Raw genomic sequence first — 17,633 nt, forward strand, 5'->3', positions numbered from 1 at the left:
GTGCTGAATGGAAACAATCTGCACATCGGAAGGTGAGACAGTTTGACCCGGCACAACTGTCTCATTACCAAGCGGGCACGCCGATAAAGGGGGCCGCGCAGCGAACGGCACCGTCGCGGGCGCCTTCCACTCCGGCATGCTCGCCTACCCTATCGACGTCACCGAGGAGGCGGACACCACCGCTGCCAGCGACGCCTATAGGGGCGCCCCTGCAGCGACACGTGGTGCGCCGGCCTCATCGATGCGGCACGCTGGGCAACCGGAGCTGCCGCTCTCGCCGTGCAGACAGCAGGTGCCCAGGCCTCCATCCCCACGCTGGCGGACGCTGAGGCGACGTTCGGCACCCCAGTGCCGCGCTAGAGCTTTTTTGTATCCCAGCTATCGTATACTCAGGGCAGATCGGGCCGCACGCCCCGATCTCAGCACGAGCGCTAGGGGGTCACTATGGAAGCCATCACGCGTCGAGGTCTTGTGGGTGCCGGGATGTTTATGGGCATGACAGCGCTTGCAGGCTGCGGTTCGCAGCCGCCGGAGCCCGTCGAAGAGGATACCGAGAGCATCGAAGAGCCCGAGCCTCAAGAGAGCGAGCTCACGCCCGAGCAACTTGCCATCATGGAAGATGGTGAGCCGCTGAGCGAGGCGGCGATCAGCGCCAACTGTGCACTCTCCCAGGGCTTTGCGACCACCGACGGGTACTGGGACTATATCTGCGGCGGGGCGGGCATCTATCGCCTGCGCCCCGACGGCTCCGAACTCGAGCGGGTATGGGAGGGCGACGACTTCCATACGGCCAATGACCTCTGCGCCACCGGCGGCGCCCTCTATTTCGCTGGATGCAATGTCGACGGGCGAAATGCCGATACCATATTCCGCATGGATACCGACAGCCTCGATACCGAGGGCATCCGTTCCTTCCCCGAAGGCTCCGCATCGGGCCTCGACCTCGTGCTCGCCGTCATCGGTGGGCGCGTCTTTTTCGCCGATAGCCACTACGACGACAACGGCGCCACGGTTTTCTCGACCGCCCTGGACGGCAGCGACGAGCGCGAGCTCTGGAGCACCGTGCGCTCGCTTCCAACGTACGCATTCACTGAGGACGCCATCTGGTGCGCCGCGGGCGGCGCTGACGACCCCGCGATCGAACGGTTCGACCTCGCCTCGCTAGCCGCGGAGACGCTCCTCGACAGCAGCTCCGGCCTGACGAGCGTCAACCGCATCGTCGCCATCGACGACGCGATCTATTTCGACGCCGGGCTGAACGGGGAACCCGGCATCTTCAAGCTCGAAGCAGGCGGGGAGCCCGTGCACGTGAGTTCAAACCATCTCCTGGGCGCAGCAGGCGGCTACCTCTACGCCTATGGTTCCCCGGGGGAGAGAAGCCTGGATGTGAACTATACCTTCACGCGCATCGACCTCGCGACGAACGAAGAGGTGCCGTTCGATTATCCCGAGCCCTACAACACCCATAACTCGTCATTCCAGTTCTACGGTTTCGACAGCCGCCTGCTCATCAACGTCGGCGACCGCGCCTACGTGGTCTCACCCGAGGGCGAAACCCTCTTCCAGTACACCTTCGCCCCCGAAGGATAGGGCAGCTCAACACAGGGGCTCAACGCCCCGCCTGCGGGCAACGTGTTACCCGCGCTGCCCGCAGGCGGCTGCATACGCTGCGAGCCGATCAGCGAGCATGCGCACGCGTGCATCCAGGCGAGCACGGCCGGGATTCACGAAGAACCGTGCCGTGCACTCCATGAGCTCGCCCGTGATAACGAGATTGTTCTCGCGAAGCGTGGTACCCGTGGCCGTGATGTCCACGATGCGGTCGGTCATGCCCACGATGGGCCCAAGCTCGATGTTCCCGTGAAGCGTCACGATGTCTGCCGCGATGCCCCGGCTCTCGTACCACGCGCTCGCGATGCGCGGGTACTTGGTGGCCACGCGAAGGCACCCGCGGCGCGCATAGGCGCGGTCGGCCGCACCCGCTCGGTCTGCAGGCTCGGCCTCGATGAAGCGGCAGGCACCGTAGTGCATGTCGACGAGTTCGAGAAGGCCGAGGTCCGCCTCGATAAGGGAATCGCGGCCGCAGAAGCCGCAATCGGCCCCGCCGCCCGCCACGAAAGCGGGGGCATCTGTAGCGCGCACGATGATGAACTCCACATCGCCTATAGACGGCCCCGTCAGCCGCGCGGTCGCGCCGGCACCCTCGCCTTCGGGTTCCGAACCGGCCGTCGTGCCGTCCTCGGAGACCTCGCCGCCCGCTGCCTCGCCACGCAGATCGCGAGCATGGATGATGAGGTGGCGCCCCGGATCGCGCAGGCCCGATACATCGAGCCCTACGGCCTCAAGCGCGGCGATGGTTCCGGCATTGAGCGAGCCCTTGGGAACCGCGATGCGCAAGGGCTCCTCCATGGCGCGGGCCACGGCGTGGTCGGCACTCGCGTCTCGTGCATCCTCGCTTGCCGTGCACGCGCCCTCCAGCCGCTCGAGCGAGAAGGCGAAGCCCGCTGCCGGCACGCGGTCGAGCTCGGGAAACACTCCATCAAACGCCGAGTCGTAGCGCCCGCCCGTACCAACGGGATCGGGCAGGTTGCCCGCATAGACCTTGAGCACGAGGCCCGTGTAGTAATCGAAGGAATTCATGATCGAGAAATCGAAGGAAAGCGCGCCGTCCAAGCCGAATGGGGCCTCCAAGCTAGACAGCGTTGAGCCGGCTTTGCCCGCCTGCGCACCCGCAGCATCAGGCGCCGCGCCAGCACCCTCTCCAGCCTTGGTGAAGCGCTGTTCCAAGCGTTGCACAAGCGCTCTGAGCTCTCCAGTCAAAGGCTCCTCGATTCCCGCCAGCACAGCAAGCTCGTCAACGCGGTCGAGCGCCTCGATACCCCCGTGCAGCCGCGGAAGTTCGGAGATGGCCCTGCGAAGCGGCTCGCCGATGGAGCTCTGGGCAAGACGCGTATCAAGGTCGACAAGGTTGTTCGCGTGCACGAGCGAAAGCACGTCGCTCGAGAGCGACGCATCCCCACAGCGGGCGAGAAGCTCCATGAACGGGCGAACGCTCCCGAACACGATACGCCACGAGGTAAGGCCCAGGGCCTGCAGGGATTCGATCACCAGCGAGACCATCTCAACATCGCCCGCATCGCCGCCCTCTCCGATGAGCTCGAAGCCCAGCTGCGTGAACTGGCGGGCCGCACCGGAGTTGCGCGGCTGCGCGCGCACGAGCGGAGCCTCGTAACGCAGACGAAGCGGCAGCGCGGCATCCCGCAAGCGCGTTGAGACCAAGCGCACGATGGGAAGCGTGTTATCGGGGCGCACCACGATCAGGCGCCCGTCGTCGTCAAACAGCTTGAACGGGGTATCGGTGATGCGGCCGCCGCGATCGAGCGAGCTCTTGTCTTCGAGCAGCGGTGTCTCGACCGGCAGATATCCATGGGATTTGAAGCACCCGGCAACCGTCTGCGCGATCTCCTCGCGCGCCTGGGCCTCCTCCGGCAAGATGTCCCGGAATCCCCACGGTGTCGTCTTCATGAGCTCAAGCCCCTCTCATCGTGCTTGCGTGCGGCCATCACGCCGCGCTCGCGCGTCGTCCATGTGTATCACCAGTCGCTGTACTTTACCACACTGGAGTATCCGCTTGGAAAACAAAAGGTCAACACGGTGGCACGTGAACGTAACGACCCAGCCGGCTATCTCACGCCCACGCGCTCGGAATCGGGCTAGAGCGGCTTCGACACCGCGATTGCTCCAACCGGCGGCATGCCATTTCAACTTTTGGGCACTCCGACGCAAGACCGCCGAGTAGACCATTGAAGCGGAAGGCCACTACCAGGCATTTTGTCGATACGTTTCCCTTGGCTGCTTGGCAACACCGTCCCAAAGTGCCCAAAAGTTGCAACAAGACCCAACATAGCTTGAGAAAAGAGCGCGCAATGCCTGGATGAGAGCCCCAGGCCGCCCAAAACCATGCAGAACCCCCCTGCGCCAAGGAAACCAGACGTTACACCGCGCTACCTTCCCAGGGCAGCTCTTCCATGCCGAGCAACTCGACCGAGCGCACATACGAGCCGGCGTCGACGCTCCGCTCCCCCACGGTCGCCTCGCCGACCTGGTTGTCGCATGGATCGATGCGAACTCCCGGGCCAACGGGATCGAAGACGGCCTGGTAGCGCTGGCAAAGAACCGTGCGCCACGGATCAAGGTTGCCGAAGAAGAATCGGCGGCGCTCCTCATCGCCCATACGACGGGAAGAAGAGCCGAACGAGCAATCCGCCCAGGCCCAACCGATGGAAGGTGTATAGAAAAGCGCCCAATCGTGAGGGCCGATGTCGTCGGGGGCGCTATACAGGCCGCTCTGCCACCGCGCCGGAATGCCTAGCCTTCGGCAGAGCGTGACAAACACAAGGGCCATCACACCGCAGTCTCCGCGCAAACCGGAGAGCGCGTAGTCCACGATGCCATCAAGATAGAGATATGCAGGCTGATAGCGGTAGTCAACGTTGCCCGTCACCCAGAGGTAGACGGCACGCGCCACCTCAAGCGGGTCATCGCTCAAGGCTTGGCGGCGAATATGGCGGGCCACGGCATCGACGATCGGCGAAAAGCGCACATGCGGCGGCAACTCGGCAAGGTCGTCCTCGGTCGGGGCGGGCAACGGAGCGGCGACACCCGATTCGCATGCTGCGCGGGCGGCCTTGATGCCCTCAGTACTCCAAAGATCGACATACGGCGCATCGATACGATAGCGATATGTGATAGAGCGCGCACCGGGACCTGCGAATTCCCAATATGCGGTTCGCGCTTGCGCATCCGAAGCCGAAATGCGGGCACCCGGGCTCACATCGAGCACCTCGACCGAACGCTGCTGGGCGGCGTCTACGGCGAGGGGAAGCCAGATGCGCACCGTCTCTTCCGGCGTGGTATCCGTGACCTCCATCGATGCGCGAACGGTAATGCGACGCGAGGCGCCGCCCACCCGTGCCATCTCGGCACGCAAAGCCCGGCGCGGAGCCTGGTCGCGCACCGCAGGGGCAAGTCCGGGCACCTCCGCGGCATATGCACGCAGACCATCGATAACAGAAGGCAGGTAGCGCACCTCTCCCTCGATGATGCGCCAATCGATGCGCCCCGCAGCCTTCAAGCGCTCAAGATCGGCATATGAGATGTTGGGGCATTCCTTAGAGAGCTGCTTCAACGCCTCGTCCTCGGGCACGCAATACTGCGAGCCGAGCCGCGCGAGGCGATAGAGCTCCAACCGCAAGCGGGCCGCCACCTCGGGTACCTCGACGCGGTCGAGTGCCGCGCGGCAGGCGCGAGCCGCATCACGAAGCCGCCCTGCCTCCTTAAGCCGAACCACGTCAGAAGGAAGCGGTATATCCAGGCACTCGGCATCCGCGCTCAGCGCCTGCTCGCCAAGGCAGTCACTCCACGCAGCGCGCGCGGCGAACACGCCTTCGTCCTTCATCGACGCAAGCACCCGGTCCATAGCGACACCCTTTCTGCCAGAAAACCCTTGCGAATCGCTCCCCATGGTATCACGCGCGAGCGCAGCGATGCGCCAAGGCCCCGTGCACGCGCGAGCGCAGCGATGCGCCCGGCCCCACGCACGTCCGATGGCGCGCAGCGCCGAGGGCCCAAGCCCCTTGCGTCCCCACACCCCCGCCCGCAAGCGAGTAAACGCAGGAAGCCCCGGCTTCCTCCTGAGCGCTTCCGCAGCAGCTCGGCTTTGCCGAGCTGCGAGGACCAGCGAAGGAGGAAGCCGGGGCTTCCGTAGGGAGTGCACCCCTTGTTGGCTTACGCCTGATTCACCGAGCCAAACTCCTCCATGAGGGCCTTGGTCTTCTCGACGATGGCATCACGGCCGGGCTTGAGCAGCTTGCGCGGGTCGAAGCCCTTGCCCTCGAGGTCCTTGCCGGCCTCGACGTACTTGCGCGTGGCAGCAGCAAAGACAAGCTGCAGGTCGGTGTTCACGTTGATCTTGGAGACGCCCATGGAGATGGCCTTCTTGATCTGGTCCTCCGGAATGCCGGAACCACCATGGAGCACGAGCGGAAGATCGCCCACCTCGGCCTTGATCTCGGACAGGCGCTCGAAGGAGAGGCCGGCCCAATCCTCGGGATACACGCCGTGGATGTTGCCGATGCCGCAGGCAAGGAAGTCGACGCCGAGCTCGGCGATCTGCTTGCACTCGTTGGGATCAGCGAGCTCGCCGTTGGAGGTCACGCCGTCCTCGGTGCCGCCGATGCCGCCGACCTCAGCCTCGATGGAGATGCCCTTGGAGTGGGCGAGCTCCACGAGCTCCTTGGTGCGGTCGAGGTTGAGCTGGAAGGTCTCCTCGTGGGAGCCGTCATACATGATGGAGGTGAAGCCGGCCTCGATAGCCTTGAAGCAATCCTCATAGGAACCGTGATCGAGGTGGAGCGCCACGGGAACGGTCACGCCGGTAGCCTCGACGGCAGCCTTCACCATATCGGCGCAGACCTTGAAGCCGCCCATCCACTTGGCAGCACCAGCGGTGCACTGAATGATCAGCGGGCTCTTGGCCTCTTCAGCAGCCTGGAGAAGGGCGAGCGTCCACTCCAGGTTGTTGGTGTTGAAGGCACCGAGAGCATAATGTCCGGCCTCAGCCTTCTTGAGCATGTCAGCTGCATTGACGAGCATATGAACCTCCAAAAATGGAATGGTCTAAGACACACATAGGATACCACTCACCGATTAATCCGTGGCGCTCATCGACACATGAAAGACGTCGCGCCGAACGCCCCCGCGAGTCCTTTGTGGCTAGCCCTGCATGAACGGATTCACTGCGAGCTCGCGAGCGATGGTGGTCGACGGGCCGTGGCCGATGAAGCAGGTCGTTTCGGGCGGGAGCACGCGCGCCATCTTGGCAAGGGAAGCAAGGATGGTCTCTTCGCTTCCGCCAGCAAGATCGGTGCGGCCATGACTCCCCGGAAAGAGCGTATCGCCCACGAATGCTATAGGGTCGCCCACTCCCCGCTCGTCGCCCTCCGCTGCGCCGGGATGCTCCGCATAGAGCACGATACCGCCAGGCGTATGACCGGGCGTCGCGATGACCGTGAACGCGACGTCGCCAACCGCGACCGTATCGCCCTCATGCAGCAACCGGGTCGGAACGCCCGGATGCTCCGTCTCAATGCCCCACGCGCGCTGACGCTCAATGTTCTCGGCCACCATATCCACGTCGTCGGCAGGGAGCATGAAGGGGCATTCCTCGCCCAGCACGCGACGCATACCCGCGACTCCGCCCACATGGTCGGCATGTCCATGGGTGCACACGATGCCCGCGATGCGGACGCCTTCGTGCCGTTCCGCAAAATCGCGCGCCAGCTTCTCGCCCTCCCAGGCGGGGTCGATCACGAGAGCCTCGTCGCCCGCGACAACAAAATACGTATTCGTTTCGATGGGTCCATTGACCACGCATTCAATATTCATGTCAGATTTTCTTTCCCATATATCTATTAACTCTTGATTTTATAAAAAGCACCCAAATCAATGATTTGGGTGCAGCTCCTTACTTGCTCTCCATTGCTCTGCCACAGCGTTATTAACCAAAATCACCTAATGCGATAATTCATCTTCCAAACCTCAACCGTTCCAAAGCCCCTCATTCCTACTTGGGGAAAATACTCCCCTCCGGATCCAGTCGACCGTACCGACAGATTCGTAGGCGCAAGCGTGCTGTATGAATTTGGGAAAGACAAGGTCTTATAAGTACGGTAAACAACCACATCACCCACGACGTTCCCGCCCATCACGCCAGAAAAAGTCCAGTACACATCAAGAACGTCCTCTTGCATTGCACGGCGAAGCGACGGGACAACAGCTCCATTTGAATCAGTCTCAAACCGCCATCCGCAATCCGCTACAGACATTTCATCCGCATGGGCGCAACTCGGAATTGATGCCCAAACAGCTAGTGCCAGAATCACACCCATGCATACGCGAGAGCTTAGTTTAAAACAATCCATGCTGGCCCGCATAATTCTGTCCTCTCACACTACCGTATCCGATAATTGCATTTATAAAACTTGAGACATCCTCCTGAGCCACAATCGGTGCAACTAAGCTGCAACGTCAAAGTGCACTCATCAGGATAGATTCGCGAATAGCTATTTGGAAAAGCGAGTTGACGATATGTCGGATACAGCAATGGGTCATTATGGGAGCTATCACTATAGCAAATATAATATGCATATGTATCCAACACATCTTCATACATCATGCGAGGGGAGATTTGATTTGCGGAATTATCAACAAACCCGATGTTGCCACTCGCCTCCCCCAAGCTTGTTGCATACACATTCACGGGCAGGGCAAATGTGGCAGACAGAATTGCCATCGCTGAGAAAGCCACTATCTTGCTACGAATAAGGAATCTTAAACCCATCAGTTCAGCCAATAATCTTCGTGGCATAATATCCTCCTCTCAAATGGAATATGTTTTAATAATATGTTAACAATGTTATAAAGTGAGGAGGAATTGGATGAGCGGCGGGAAAACGCTTCCGAAGGAGCTAACTCTAGCGTTAATCGGGGCGGTAGGAATAATTGGTTGGGTTTTATTCAGCAACTATCCCGGAATCGGCCATATCCTCGTTCAAGCTGCTTCTGGAAATGCATCGCTCGTCGAGAGTCTTTGCATCGCCTTCATCGCCCTGTGCCCCTTGCCTCTTGGAGCTGGCATCGGTGGCATAATCTCCCGCAATGTGCCTCCAAGAAAAAATGCCTACACAACACCCAAGATCATCTTATTAGCATTAATCATCCTCTATGTCACAATTTGCATAGTCGGCACACTGTTCAGCATTCCCTGGATAGTCTCGCTTTTGGTTTCCCTCCTGTTTAACCCGGCAAGCTATCTCGCAACAACGCTACTTTGCGTATCTGCGTGCATTGCCGTACGTCATACATAAATCTGTCTTCAACAAGCTGGCGGCATTCGCGGCAGCCCTTCAGGACGAATGATTGCATAAAGGCCCACTACAGGCGCGTTCTTATCCCCGCAGCGAGCCTTTGCGCATCTTCCGGCGGTAAGCACCACCGCCAAGTGACGAAATCCGGCACCAAGCAGCTAGCTCCTGCGCTTCATGGTGGCGCCACCCTCACCAGGCATGAGACGGCGTGCATCGTAGACGCTTTCGACCTGGCTGATCGCCGCGAGCAATGGATCAAGGCCGCTCGCATCGGAAATCTCGACCAAGAAACGCAGCACCGCCATGCCGTCGCGCGAAGTCGAGGTGCTTGCCGAAAGGATATTCGCCCCCGCATCGCCGATCGCGATTGTCACGTCCTTCAAGAGCCCCATGCGATCGAGGCACTCGACCACGATCTCCACCTGGAAGAGCGCGTCCGCCTGGGTATCCCACCCAACTTCGATCATGCGCTCCGGGTGCTCCATGAGCCCCTTCACGTTGGGGCAATTCGCCCGGTGCACCGAGACGCCGCGACCGCGGGTGATGAAGCCCACGATGTCGTCGCCCGCCACAGGGTTGCAGCAATGGGCCAGGCGCACGAGGAGCCCGTCGCTCGATTCGCCCTTCACGATGACGCCCGAGCTATCGCGCCTGGGGCCGCGCGGCCGGCGGTTCGAACCGCGCGCGGGCTGCGCCGCCGCCTGCTGCTCCGCATCGGTCTTTGCAGGAGTCTCCGGCTTGGGATCGAGAATCTGCTCCACGCGGTTCCCCACCATGCGGCAGGCCACCTTGCCCGAGCCGATGGCGGCAAACAGGTCTTCGAGCTGGCGATAGTTAAGCTGTTCGCACACGGTGTGGAGCGCCCGGGTAGAACGGGCCGTAGAGATACCGTAACCGCGCTTGCGAAGCTCCTTGGAAAGGATGTCGCGACCGGCTGCGGCATCGTCGTCTTTGGTCACGGCGGTGAAGTAGCGCTTGATCTTCGAACGCGCCGAGGGCGTCTTCACGATGTTCAGCCAGTCGCGCGAAGGCTTCGCGTTCTTGTTGGTGAGGATCTCCACCCGATCGCCCATGACGAGCTCGTGGGCGAGCGGCGTCACCACGCCATTCACCTTGGCGCCCACGCAATGATTGCCCACCTCGGTGTGGACGGAGTAGGCGAAATCGAGCGGGGTTGCCCCGGCACGCAGGCTCATGACGTCGCCCTTGGGCGTGAAGACGTAAATCTCCTGGTCGAAGAGGTCGACCTTGAGGGTATCCAAGAACTCCTTGGGGTCTTCGATCTCGTCGGAGGCAGCCCAATCGAGCGAATGCTTGAGCATGTTGATCTGGTCGTCCAGGCGCTGGGCCTCTGCCGTCTTCGCCGCGCTCGAGCCGCCCGACTTCTTGTAGAGCCAGTGCGCCGCGATGCCGTACTCCGCCTGCTCATGCATCTCGAACGTGCGGATCTGGATCTCGAGCGGGCGCGCCGTGGGGCCGATGACCGTCGTATGCAGGCTCTGGTAGTTATTGAGCTTGGGCATGGCGATGTAGTCCTTGAAACGCCCCGGCATGGGATGCCAGAGCGAGTGGACCGCACCGAGGGCAGAGTAGCAATCGCCCACCGACTGGCAGATCACGCGCAGCGCCACGAGGTCGTAGATCTCGCTGAACTCCTTGCCCTTGCGCTTCATCTTCTGGTAGATGGACCAGTAGTGCTTGGAGCGCCCGTTGATCTGGAAGCCCTGGAGCCCCACGCGCTTGAGCTCGTCCGTGAGCGTCTTGATGGTCTCCGCCAGGTAGCGCTCGCGCACCTCGCGGCTCTCGGCCACCATGCGCGCGATGCGCTGATACGCCTCGGGCTCGAGGTAGAAGAAGGAGAGGTCCTCGAGCTCCCACTTGATGGAGCTCATGCCCAGGCGGTCGGCGAGCGGCGCATACACGTCCATCGTCTCGCGTGCCTTGAAGAGCCTGCGGTCCTCGCGCAGCGCCGCAAGCGTACGCATGTTGTGCAGGCGGTCGGCGAGCTTCACGATGATGACGCGGATGTCGCGCGACATGGCGAGGAACATCTTGCGGAGGTTGAGCGCCTGCTTCTCGTCCATGCTGCTCACCTCGATGTTGGTGAGCTTCGTTACGCCGTCCACGAGCCCTGCAACCGTCTCGCCGAACAGGCTCGTCACGTCGGCGAGCGAGACCTCGGTGTCCTCGACCGTGTCATGCAGGAGCGCCGCGCAGACCACGTCGCAATCCATGTTGAGCTCGGCCAGAATGATGGCGACCTCAACGGGATGGTTGATATAGAGCTCGCCCGAGCGGCGCTTCTGGGCAGAATGCTTCTCCGCAGCGAAGCAGTACGCGTGCTCGACCTTCGCGCAATCCTCGGGACTCATGTACTTGCTGGAGAGCTGCGCTAGGCGGTCGTAGTTGTCGGCACAGATCTCCTGCGGAAGGTCGTCCGCCTTGGTGTAGTGCACCATCTGCGAGAACGATGTGAGCGACGCATCGTGCGCCGCGCGGGTTGCAGCATCCATATCGACCCCTAACCTCAGCTCCAGCCCTATGGCGTGATAGGACGGTTCACTCGTGCAAGCATATCATGAGCCGGGGCATCGAGCGCCCAGCCGCGGAATGTTGTAAACGCGAGACGCGTGCGGAGCCCCTCGAGATATCGCGTTGAGCTCGTGAGCGACATGTGCCCGGGCCTCTCGCTCATCTCGATGCGGCGCGCGTCGTCGAAGCCCTCGACTCGGGCGAAACCCAGCTCCTCGAAAATCGCGATGCCGCTCTTGACGGCCCGCTCATCAACCGGAGTGCGCGCGTCGATGGCGAGGCACATGCTCGAGATGTCGAGGTCTGTGGCCGAGAAGCTCTCCTCGCCCGTCTTTCCGCGATGCGACCGCCACATGGTCTGAAGCGCTCGGTAGATGGTCACAAGCTCCTCGCGCTCGGGCGCCGCGGCATCGAGCATGCGCTCATTGATGCGCGCGTCGCGCGCGGAGTACAGCAGGTGCACGGTAGCCGGCTCGCCGTCACGGCCTGCGCGGCCGCTCATCTGGTTGAACTCGGTAGCGGAGAACGGCATGTGGTAGAGCACCACGTGCCGGATATCGGGCAGGTTCACGCCCTCGCCGAACGCGGAGGTAGACACGATGCACTCAAGCGCGCCGGCGCGGAATGCCTCCTCGATGCGGGTGCGGTCCTCGCGCGCAAGGCCCGCATGGTAGAACGCGATGGCATGGGCGAGCTCGGGCACGCGCTTGCGAAGCGTGCGCGCGAGCTGGGCCGCTTGGTCACGCGAGTTGACGTAGACCACGGTCTTCTCCCCCGCCGCCACGATGGAGACCAGGCGGTTCTCGCGGGCCGAGAGGTCGCGGTCGTCCTCGAGCTCGAGGTTCTCGCGGATGGTCTTATCGACGACCACGCGCCCGATATCGAAAAGCTGGCAGATCTCGTCCGCCGCGTGAGCATCGGCCGTCGCGGTCACGGCAAGGACCGTCGGGCTGCCCAGACGCTCGAGCACATGCGGAAGCTCCAGGTACGCGCTTCGCTCGCCCGACCTAGCCCGGGCGGCATGATGCGCCTCGTCCACCACGACGAAACCCACGCGCCCAGACTGGGCGAAACGGCACGCGTGGATGGCGAGAAACTCCGGCGTGGTGAGCACGATGTCGAGCGATCCGGCCGCAAGCTCGGCGAACGCTCGATCGCGCGCGGGCTGGAGCGTGTCGCCCGTGAGCACCGCCGCGCGAACGCCGAGGGCGGTGCAGGCTGCGATGAGGTGAAAGGCCTGATCGGCCACGAGCGCACGAAGCGGGTACACGAGCACGCTTGCACGGCGGTTGACCACCGCCTCGCGGACGGCATGCACCTGGAAGATGAGCGACTTGCCCCGCCCCGTACCCATAACAGCGAGCGTATTCATGCCTTGCCCGAGCGCCTCAAGCGCGTCGCTCTGGGCGCGGTGCGGCGCAGAGGCCCCGATAAAGGTGTGCAGGAGTGAGCGCGTGAGCTCGTCATAGGGCAGCTGTGCTAGAAGGGCGCGGCGAGCGGCACCTTGCCGGGCGGTAGCGGGCTCCGCACCGCTCTGTCGGGCGGCCGGGGCCTCCATGCCGGATGGCTCCTTCTTCGACGTTGCCTCCGACGAAGAATCGCGGGCTGGGCCTGCGCTCGCCTGGGCCCGCGCATCGGCATCGCCCGGCGCGTGGCAGAGAATGTCCTTCACCATGAGCTTGGGCTTCACCCGACCCTGCCAATGCTCGGCAACTGCCTCGAACACGAGGTCGACCACCGAATCGCAGGCGCACACGGTATCGATCTCGGGCACGCGGAACATGATCGCCGCCACGCTCGCAGCGCCATCTGTCGCCGTGAAGCGCATATGGTCGCCGGTTTTTCCCACGCAGAAGCGATCGGCCATGGTCACGCCCGTCGCTGCAAGGAGCGGCACCTTGTTGCCCTGACCGAAGGGCTCGAGAAGCGAAACCTGCTCGATCGTCTCGATATCGAGCTCCGAAAGGCGCACCGTCGTGGCGATCTCGCCCGTGTCCTCGAAGGCCTCGGACGGGAGCTCCGAGAGCACAGCGTCGAGCCGATCGCGAAGATCGTCCAGCCGGTCGGCGGGAAGCGTCACGCCCACGGCGCCCGCATGCCCGCCAAAGCGGGTGAGCAAATCGGAGCAGCGCTCAACAGCCTCGAAGAGGTTGACCGTGCCCACCGAGCGGCCGGATCCACGCGCAACGCCATCCTCGATCGAGAAGAGAAGCGCCGGTACATGGTAGCGGTTGACGATACGGCTTGCCACGATGCCCTTCACGCCCTCGTGCCAGCCCTCTCCCCCCACGACCACCACGCGGCCGCCGGCATAGGTGCTCTCAACGCGCTCGAATGCCTCGTCGGCAAGGGCCGCCTCGATGGACCGCCGTTCCTGGTTGATCTCTTCGAGCTCGGCTGCGAGGCGCCCGGCCTCGATGGGATCGCGCGCGAGCAGCAGGTCGAGCGCGAGCGTGGGGTCGGCCATGCGCCCGGCGGCGTTCAGGCGCGGTATGAGAGAGAACGAGAGCGAATCGGCGGTGACCGTGGAGAGGTCCGTCTTGCTCATGCTGGCGAGCGCCACATACCCCGGGCGCGTCGTGTTGCGCATCTGGTCGATGCCCGCGGCCACGAGCGCGCGGTTCTCGGGAGTGAGCGCCATCATGTCAGAAACAGTTCCGAGCGCGGCCACCTCGAGCAGGCCGTGCCACAGATCTGGCCGGCCCAAGCGGCCGCCCAGCACCTGAACGAGCTTGAGCGCGACGCCGGCGCCCGCGAGCTCATGCGAGGGGCCGCAGGAATCGAGCTTGGGATCGGTGAGCGGCACGCCCTCGGGCACCATGTCCGAGGGTTCATGATGGTCGGTCACCACGAGGTCTATGCCGCGCTCCTGTAAGAAGGCGACCTCGTTCTTCGCAGCGATGCCGTTATCCACCGTCACGACGAGCGATGGATGGCACGCATCGATCACGCGCTCAAGAGCCACCTCGCTCAAGCCATACCCCTCGTCGAAGCGGTGCGGGATGAAGGGATGAACCTTCGCCCCGAGCGCACGGAGCGCCTCGGTGAGCAGGCACGTCGAAGTAATGCCGTCGACATCGAAATCACCGAAGACCGCGATGACCTCCCCTTCCCGGATGGCACGCTCGACGCGGTCGGCCACCTCGGCCATGCCGGGAATAACGAGAGGATCCGCCCAGTCGCGCTCAAGAGAAGGCGTGAGGAAGCGCCGGCCCTCTTCGACCGACGAGATGCCGTGCGCGACCATGATGCGCGCCACGAGCGGGGCGATATCGAGCCCGCAGGAGAGTTCGTCGGCGAGGCGCGGATCCTGGTGGGCGACGACCCAGCGATGCGTGGTGGTAAGCGACGCCAAAGCGATCACCTCGCCCAAACATCGCATGCCGCCCGGGCAACGATGCGCTGGGGCAAGCGGCGGAACGATTGGAGATGAAGGGCGCGAGGGCCGCTAGAGAGCGACCGCCGCACGTGTGCTATGCGGTTCATGGCGAACGTCCTTATGGAAGTGGCCCGCTGCGGCAGGCCGAGCTGCTGTTCGCCCATCATTATACGCGCCGTGCGGACATGCTCGCGCGAGAAGCGCGGGGCCCGAAACGATGGAACCTAGCCGGCAGGATGTACCATGCTCAGCATGCGAGCAGATAGCGCGTCTCGTACGGGGCGAGCTCGAGCGCACCGTTAGCGCAACCGCTCCGGCCGCCGAGGCGCCGTCTGCCAAGAGGTCGCGGAAGCTTCCGTTATAAAACGAACCGGGTTCGTTTTATCATTTTCAGCGTGCGAGCAGGTAGCGGGTCTCGTAGGGGGCAAGCTCGAGTGAGCCCGCAAGCTCGACCACCTCGGCTGCTGCATCGCCCGCCAAGAGGTCGCGGAAGCTGCCGTTAAGCTCACCGGCTTGCACCGAAGCCGGCTGCCCGGAAGCGTTCACGGCCACGAGCACGCGCTCGCCGGGCCCGCCGTCCCAGCCCTCCGCCACGCGCTCGAACAGCAGCTGCTCACTTGCGATCTGCACGTTGCGATAGCTTCCGTAGCAAAGCGCACGGGCGCCGGGCGCGAGCGCGCCCTGCTCGTCGCGGCCGGTGCGCGCGCCGATAAGGCGGCCGACCCACGCCGTAAGCTCGTTGGGCGCGGGCTCGTCGAAGGCGGGGCGCAGGGCCCAGTCGTCACCGCCGCCCTTCTGCCCTTCTTGGCCCCACTCGCTCCCGTAATACGCACACGGGATGCCCGGCATGCCAAACAGCAGCCCGTATGCTGGCCGAATGCAGCCCGGATCGCTCAAGATGCTTGCCAAGCGCGATACGTCGTGGTTGTCGGCGAACGACAGCAGGTGCAGCCCTCGATAGATGCACCACGGGTCTCCACCGAACTGACGGTGCAGCGAATGGGCGATCTCGAACATGTTGTGGGAGTTGAAGCTCGAATACAGCCCCTTGTAGCACTCGTAGTTGGTACAGGAATGCAGCATGGATTCATTCACGATCTGGCTGTAGTCGCCGTGGAGCGTCTCGCCGATCAGCACGAACGACGCATCGCCCGGAACGCCGCCGGCTACGGGCGTTGCCGAAAGCTCGTTCGCGACCTCGCGCAGCCTCCGAATGAAATCGTGATCAAGCGAGTAGGCCACATCGAGACGCAGCCCGTCGATGCCGAGCTCCTCACGCCAGGTGCGCACGCACTGGATGAGATGGTCGACCACCTGGGGATTGCGGAGATTGAGCTTCACCAGCTCGAAATGACCCTCCCAGCCCTCGTACCAGAAGCCATCTCCATAGGCGGAGTCGCCATCGAAGTTCGTGATGAACCAATCGCGATAGGCGGAATCCCACCCGTGCTCGCGCACGTCTCGAAACGCCCAGAACTCGCGCCCCACATGGTTGAACACGGCGTCGAGCACCACACGGATGCCGTGGGCATGGAGCTCTGCGACCACCGCAGCGAAGTCGTCGTTCGTACCGAGGCGGCAGTCGACCGTCGTGAGGTCGCGCGTGTCGTAGCCGTGCGCGGAGGATTCGAAGACCGGGTTCAGGAGCACTGCACCAACACCGAGCTCATCAAGATAGCTCGCCCAGCTGGCCACGCGCCCGATGCGCGAAACGCAGACGCCGTCGTTTTCGCGCGGCGCACCGCAGAATCCGAGCGGATAAATCTGGTAGAACGTGCTCTCATATGCCCACATGTCCGCACTCCTTACAATCGCCTCATGGGATATGGCGGCAGGATTTCGCCCTATGCCGTCGGGAAACATGGCGGTGAGCGACTTCGTCCCGCAACCAGGACGACCTGATTTGACAATATGTCAATTATGCATCATCGGCGGGCGAGGTACCAGCGGAAGAGCACGCTTCGCGGGGCGCAGGGGGGCAGCGGGGGGGTCACTCGGGCTTTGGCGGGCGATTTTGGGACAACGCGGGCGTGCGAAAGCAACTTTTGGGCACTTCAGGCGCATGAAGCCGAGTAGCGCGGACAATAGAGTGAACAAAAGCCTAGGAAATAAGGGGTGCCCAGTGAGTCGCTACTCAGCGTCCCCCTCAAGAAGTGCCCAAAAGTTGAACTCAAGCTGCCCAGCGGGCTCCTCGCACCGTGTATCCCGCCCGTACGCCCGTACAGCGAGCCGGTTGTGGTGCCATCCGCGCAGTGGGCAACAGCGGAACAGGCAACGACCCGCACCTCGGCGCGGGAGGTGCCTCGCACTTCATAAATAGAGGCCCCCAACAGAAAAGAGGCCGGAGCTTGGCTCCGGCCTCCCATTCGCATGCAAGCTGTTGCGAGCTGCTACTCCTCGACCAGCTCAAACTGATCCGGACCGACGCCGCACACGGGGCAGACGTAATCCTCGGGGAGCTCGGGGGTATCGACCTCGACCTCGTAACCGCACACAACACACACGAACTTATAGGTCTTCTTCTCGTCGCTCATGTGAATCCATCCTTTCATCGGGCCGGTGTACTTCGTGCCGGCGTATTGCGAGTATAACCCGCAGGGCCCATCTGCATACCCGTTTTTGAGAACTCATCCGAATACCAAAATGTTATTCGCTTGATGGCATACCGATGGTCCGGCACAGGCGCATGAGCAAGCGGGCACGCAAGCACGCCGGCGGCGGGATGTGCCAGCAGCCGATCACGCGGAGCAAGGACCGCGCACCGCTTGGCGCAATCTCGCCCAAAAGCCTATGAA

10 protein-coding genes are annotated in these 17,633 nt (G+C 62.9%); 2 read left to right on the top strand and 8 right to left on the bottom strand.

Translation table 11 applies throughout. From position 1 onward, the window contains the following. The first annotated feature begins 444 nt into the window (after window positions 1–444). Window positions 445–1,590 (top strand): Kelch repeat-containing protein, encoded by a 1,146-nt coding sequence (locus tag GJE22_RS05550; protein ID WP_144688334.1) that lies wholly within the window; start codon window positions 445–447, stop codon window positions 1,588–1,590. 45 nt (window positions 1,591–1,635) lie between these two features. On the opposite strand, the gene hisG is transcribed toward GJE22_RS05550, so the two are convergent. The 4 genes from hisG to GJE22_RS05570 all read right to left on the bottom strand — a co-directional run bounded on the left by hisG (window position 1,636) and on the right by GJE22_RS05570 (window position 7,446). Next, a complete protein-coding gene (gene hisG, locus GJE22_RS05555; RefSeq protein WP_144688333.1) occupies window positions 1,636–3,525 on the bottom strand; it encodes an ATP phosphoribosyltransferase in 1,890 nt (629 codons plus the stop codon). 469 nt (window positions 3,526–3,994) lie between these two features. Beyond that, a complete protein-coding gene (locus tag GJE22_RS05560; RefSeq protein WP_186297424.1) occupies window positions 3,995–5,479 on the bottom strand; it encodes a transglutaminase-like domain-containing protein in 1,485 nt (494 codons plus the stop codon). Between the two features lie 308 nt (window positions 5,480–5,787). Then, window positions 5,788–6,654: a class II fructose-1,6-bisphosphate aldolase gene (gene fba / locus GJE22_RS05565; protein WP_019129176.1), complete on the bottom strand. Its 867-nt coding sequence runs from the start codon at window positions 6,652–6,654 to the stop codon at window positions 5,788–5,790. 120 nt (window positions 6,655–6,774) lie between these two features. After that, entirely contained in the window at window positions 6,775–7,446 is a 672-nt protein-coding gene (locus GJE22_RS05570; protein WP_144688331.1) for an MBL fold metallo-hydrolase, read from the bottom strand. A gap of 1,052 nt (window positions 7,447–8,498) precedes the next feature. Here GJE22_RS05570 and GJE22_RS05575 point away from each other — a divergent pair. Further along, entirely contained in the window at window positions 8,499–8,927 is a 429-nt protein-coding gene (locus tag GJE22_RS05575) for a hypothetical protein (RefSeq protein ID WP_022349282.1), read from the top strand. A gap of 158 nt (window positions 8,928–9,085) precedes the next feature. On the opposite strand, the gene GJE22_RS05580 is transcribed toward GJE22_RS05575, so the two are convergent. From GJE22_RS05580 to GJE22_RS05595, 4 genes are all read right to left on the bottom strand, one after another. After that, complete coding sequence (locus tag GJE22_RS05580) at window positions 9,086–11,440, bottom strand: RelA/SpoT family protein (RefSeq protein WP_144688330.1); 2,355 nt, start codon at window positions 11,438–11,440, stop codon at window positions 9,086–9,088. A gap of 26 nt (window positions 11,441–11,466) precedes the next feature. After that, entirely contained in the window at window positions 11,467–14,814 is a 3,348-nt protein-coding gene (gene recJ / locus GJE22_RS05585) for a single-stranded-DNA-specific exonuclease RecJ (RefSeq protein WP_144688329.1), read from the bottom strand. A 414-nt stretch (window positions 14,815–15,228) separates the two neighbouring features. Continuing rightward, window positions 15,229–16,632 (bottom strand): alpha-amylase family glycosyl hydrolase, encoded by a 1,404-nt coding sequence (locus GJE22_RS05590; protein WP_144688328.1) that lies wholly within the window; start codon window positions 16,630–16,632, stop codon window positions 15,229–15,231. 596 nt (window positions 16,633–17,228) lie between these two features. Continuing rightward, a complete protein-coding gene (locus GJE22_RS05595) occupies window positions 17,229–17,372 on the bottom strand; it encodes a rubredoxin-like domain-containing protein (protein ID WP_019129171.1) in 144 nt (47 codons plus the stop codon). Window positions 17,373–17,633 lie beyond the last annotated feature (261 nt).

The sequence above is a fragment of the Enorma shizhengliae genome (assembly GCF_009676995.1).
Classification (GTDB): domain Bacteria; phylum Actinomycetota; class Coriobacteriia; order Coriobacteriales; family Coriobacteriaceae; genus Enorma; species Enorma massiliensis.